General features: G+C 27.2%; 1 protein-coding gene. It reads right to left on the bottom strand.

Features of this window, described 5'->3' with window-relative positions; genetic code table 11:
• Positions 1–156 precede the first annotated feature (156 nt).
• Positions 157–1,113, bottom strand: a 957-nt coding sequence (locus RSB60_RS09280; RefSeq protein ID WP_332615921.1) for a GGDEF domain-containing protein, incomplete at its 5' end; no start/stop codon positions are given.

Below are 1,113 nucleotides of genomic sequence, written 5' to 3' on the forward strand. Positions count from 1 at the left end.
AAGATAGTAAGAAGATATAAGAAATAGCATTTAGTATTGATACTGTAAAAGCTCAAATAGATGGCAAAACAATACGTAAAGTTATTGTAATTCCGAATAAAATAGTAAATATCGTAGCTGTTTAAGTATAATAAAATGAAGAAAACCTCGTAAGAATTAACTTTGCGAGGTTTTAATATGATGTAAATTAAGTAATTTATCAGATGGGAAATAACAATCTTGCTTTCTTTTTTTATCAACATACATTAATGAATCAGCTTTTTTTATAGCGTCAGTCAAGGATTCAGTAATATGATAATCAACAATGCCGTAAGCAAAGTTTAATCCATAGTCATTTGCTTTTGTATGGATTGTTTCAATTGTTTTTGAAATCGAAGAATAATCTGCTTTCTTTGATAAAACTACAAATTCATCACCGCCTATTCGATATAATCGAGAATTTGCAGGGAGATTTTCTATAAATAAATTAGTAATAAGTATTAAACAATCATCACCAACCATATGTCCATAAGTATCATTGATTAACTTGAATTTATTGAGATCAAGAAGGGTAATAATATAATTTGTTTTATATTCAATTTTATTCAGTTCATTATCGTAACATCCGCGATTATAAGCACCTGTTAAGGAGTCAGTCATATAATATTGAATGTTTAGTAATAGATAATAAAGAATTAAAGACATTGCCGAGAAATTCCAATTCATGAAGCGAAGATGGAATACTACTTCTAAAATAAAACTTAAAAACATTAAAAATATGACTACGAATAAAAAGATATGTTCTGCGTGTTTTTTGTAATGTTTATGATGAATAGGTTGCCTAATTAACATAATCATATAAAACCAAGAAATGAGAATGGATATCATGAATAATGGTCCACGATCATAATGATTTGAAGAATTAATGAAGAATACAAGATTATAAAAAATACTGATAAAACAGACAATGACATTTAGTATCATAGGAATATATGCATAAATTGGTAGTTTTTTCTCGTAAAATATTCGCCATAAGAGTAATGGTAATAAAGGACCACAGGCAAAATTTAAAAAGGATGTGATTCTACGAAGAATATAAAAATCAGGACCAAAATGTAAAGCGATAGAAGAATC

The sequence above is a fragment of the Anaerorhabdus sp. genome, assembly GCF_036657415.1.
In the GTDB taxonomy this organism is placed as follows: domain Bacteria; phylum Bacillota_I; class Bacilli_A; order Erysipelotrichales; family Erysipelotrichaceae; genus Anaerorhabdus.